This window comes from Actinomadura sp. 7K507 (genome assembly GCF_004348425.1).
In the GTDB taxonomy this organism is placed as follows: Bacteria; Actinomycetota; Actinomycetes; order Streptosporangiales; family Streptosporangiaceae; genus Spirillospora.
Genome location: NZ_SMKK01000435.1, coordinates 1 through 3,316, shown reverse-complemented (window position 1 = coordinate 3,316; position 3,316 = coordinate 1). Strand labels below are relative to the sequence as shown.

Here is a 3,316-nt window from a genome sequence, read left to right as displayed (position 1 = left end):
CCCCCGCCTGGAGTTCACCCCCGGCCTGTACGAGCGGATCACCGGATCCGGCACCGTCCTTCCCCCGGTGCCGCCGCCGGCCGAGGACGCCCCCGCCGTGCTGATCTTCACCAGCGGGACCACCGGACGCCCGAAAGCCGTCACGCACAGCCACCGCTCCGTCATCGGAGTCGTCGCCTGCAACCGCTTCAACACGCTCCTGCGAGCCGGGGCGACGCCCACCGCGCCACCGTCCACCGCGCCACCGCCCTCTTACGCACCACCGGCCTCTTCCGCACCACCGGCCTCTTTCGCACCACCGGCCGCCCGCGTCCTGGTCACCCCGCCGCTGTTCCACCTGTCCGCCCTGTACGGCGCCGTGCTGATGTTCACCGTCGCGGGCGGCCTGCTCGTGATGCGCCCGGGACGGTTCGGCGAGGAACGCACCATGCGCGCGATCGAGTCCGAGCGGGTGACCGTGTGGCTGTCGCTCGGAAGCGCCGCGCCGCGCGTCGCGGCCCACCCCGCGCGTGCGCGGTACGACCTGTCGAGCCTGGCGAGCATCGTCGTCGGCGGCGCGCCGATGAGCCCCGCCGTCCGGCGCGGCCTGTGCGACGCGTTCCCCACCGCGGCCGCCGGCTTCCGGATGGGCTACACCAGCAGCGAGGGCGGCAGCATCGTGGCCAGCATCGGCGGCCCCGACTTCGCCGCACTCGCCGACTCGACCGGGCCGATCCAGGACGGCGTGCGGATAGCCGTCCGCGACGGCGACGGCAACGACCTCCCGCCAGGTGAGGAGGGCTACATCCACGTCCGGAGCGCCTACACGATGCTGGGCTACTGGAACGACCCGGAGGCCACGGCCCAGGCGTTCGGCCCGTCGCGCTGGCTGGCGATGGGCGACATCGGGCGCATCGAGGACGGGCTCCTCTACGTCAACTCCCGGGCCGGTGACCTGATCTTCGTCTCCGCTGAGAACGTCCACCCGTCCGAGGTGGAGTACCGCCTGGACGAGCACCCCGGCGTCCAGGAGTGCGCCGTAGCCGGGATCGACGACCCCGTCACCGGGCAGGCCGTGATGGCCTTCGTCGTCCCGCGCGAAGGGGCGCCCCTCACCGACCGGGACCTCACGGACTGGTGCCGCTCCGCACTGCCCCCCTACAAGGTGCCGACGAAATGGCGCCTCCGCACCGAACCGCTCCCCCGCAACGCCGCCGGAAAGATCCTGCGCACCGAACTGCTCGCAGCGGCCGCCCACCGCCCCGGCTAGGCTCGCCGGCCCGGCGGGCAGGCCGGTCAGCCGGTGCCGCCGGCCATGGCGGCGAGTCGGCGGGCGAGGCGGGCGGTGGCCTGGCGCAACTCCGGAGGCTCCAGTACCTCGGCCTCGAAGCCGAGCCGGGCCACGTGGACGGCGAGCCAGTCCAGGTCGTCCCCGCCGGCGACGAGCACGCACCACCCGTCGCGGTCGTCCTCGACGCGCCCGACCTGCGGCGGCACCAGTTCCCGCACCTGCTCGGGACGGGCGTGCACCCGCACCCGGGCGAGGTACCGGTAGGGAGCCTCGGTCACCGACCGCTGCACGTACGCGACCGGGTCCGGATGCTCCCGCGCCCGGAAGTGCCAGGTCGTCGCCTCCACCTCGCGCATCCGGTCCAGCCGGAACGTGCGCCAGTCGTCGCGGTCGACGTCCCAGGCCATCAGGTACCAGCGGCGGCCGGTGGCGACCATCCGCACCGGCTCGACCGTCCGCGCACGCTCGCCGCCCTCGCGGCCGGCGTAACCGAACCTGACCCGCACCGCGTCCCGGCAGGCCCGCGCCAGCGTCACCAGCAGCTCAGAGTCGATCTCGGCCGCGGGACCCGCCAGGGTCTCGGTCGCGCCGTGCACCGCCCGCACCTCCGCGCGCAACCGGGGCGGCATCACCTGGTCGAGCTTGGTGAGCGCCCGCAGCGCCGCCTCACCGGCCCCCGCGACCGTGCCCCCGGACGCCATCCGCAGGGACACCGCCGTCGCGATCGCCTCCTCCTCGTCCAGCAGCAGCGGCGGCAGCCGGGTACCCGCGCCGAGCTGGTAGCCGCCGCCCACGCCCGCCGTCGCGTGCACCGGGTAGCCGACCGCGCGGAGCCGCTCCACGTCCCGGCGCACCGAACGGTCGGTGACCCCCAGCTCGACGGCGAGCTCCGCGGCGGTCCAGGACGGCCGGCGCTGCAGCAGCACCAGCAGCCGCAGCACCCGCTCGGTCGTCGCCTCGACACTCACTTTTCCAGCGTTTCACATAACGCGGAACGACCCTGTCCGCTATATGCGCCAGGCTGGAGCCATGACCGAGACGACGACCGTCCAAGAATGGAATCCGCTGCTCCGCGACCAGGTCACCTGGCACTGGACCAACCAGCTACGCGACCGCCTCGACGGGCTCACCGACGACGAGTACTTCTGGGAGCCCGCGCCCGGCAGCTGGAACGTGCGCCCACGCGGTACCGGCACCGCGCCGGTCCAGGCCGGGTCCGGCGCGATGACCATCGACTTCGCGTTCCCCGAGCCCGACCCGGCCCCGCTCACGACGATCGCCTGGCGACTCGGGCACGTCATCGTCGGCGTCCTCGCGATCCGCAACGCCTCGCACTTCGGCCGCGCACAGACCGACTACAACACGTTCGACTACGCCGCGACCGCGTCCGAGGCGCTGGCCCAGTTCGACACCGAGTACGCCACCTGGCTGGACGGCGTCGAATCCCTCGGCGAAGCCGGCCTGGCCCGCCCCTGCGGACCCGACGAGGGCCCCTACGCCGCGGACCCGATGGCAAGACTCGTGCTGCACATCAACCGCGAACTGATCCACCACCTGTCCGAGGTCTCCCTGCTCCGCGACCTCTACCGGCACACCCGGAAGGAGGCGAACTGAAATGGCCCGCGAAATCCAGATCACCTTCGACTGCGCCGACCCGGCCGCCCTTTCGGCGTTCTGGGCCGAGGCCCTCGGCTACCGCCTCCAGGACCCGCCCGGAGACTTCAAATCCTGGGACGAGGCCCTGGAGGCGATGGGCGTCCCACCCGGGAACCGCAACCACGCCTCCGGAGTGATCGACCCCGAAGGCTCCGGCCCACGCCTGTTCTTCCAGCGGGTACCTGAGGGCAAGCAGGCCAAGAACCGCGTCCACCTGGACGTGCGAGCGGCCCCCGGCCTCGAAGGCGACGCCCGGATGGCCGCCCTGGAGAAGGAGGCCGAACGCCTGGCCTCCCACGGCGCCACCCGCCTCCACCGCCACGACCCCGCACCCCCGATGGGAGCAGGCCACATCGTGATGGCCGACCCCGAAGGCAACGAGTTCTGCCT

The 3,316-nt window shown here is 73.1% G+C and carries 4 protein-coding genes; 3 read left to right on the top strand and 1 reads right to left on the bottom strand.

Annotated features, from left to right (window positions below):
* On the top strand, window positions 1-1,249 hold a 1,249-nt coding region (locus E1285_RS43995), incomplete at its 5' end, for a fatty acid--CoA ligase family protein (protein ID WP_132160845.1).
* A 26-nt stretch (window positions 1,250-1,275) separates the two neighbouring features.
* Here the strand turns inward: E1285_RS43995 and E1285_RS43990 are convergent.
* Entirely contained in the window at window positions 1,276-2,238 is a 963-nt protein-coding gene (locus tag E1285_RS43990; protein WP_132160844.1) for a YafY family protein, read from the bottom strand.
* Window positions 2,239-2,299: 61 nt separating this feature from the next.
* Between E1285_RS43990 and E1285_RS43985 the strand changes: the two genes are divergently transcribed.
* Together E1285_RS43985 and E1285_RS43980 are read left to right on the top strand one after the other, a co-directional pair.
* Window positions 2,300-2,884, top strand: coding sequence for a DinB family protein (locus E1285_RS43985; protein ID WP_132160843.1), 585 nt, complete (start codon window positions 2,300-2,302; stop codon window positions 2,882-2,884).
* 1 nt (window position 2,885) lies between these two features.
* A partial coding sequence (locus E1285_RS43980; protein ID WP_132160842.1) for a VOC family protein occupies window positions 2,886-3,316 on the top strand: 431 nt, incomplete at its 3' end.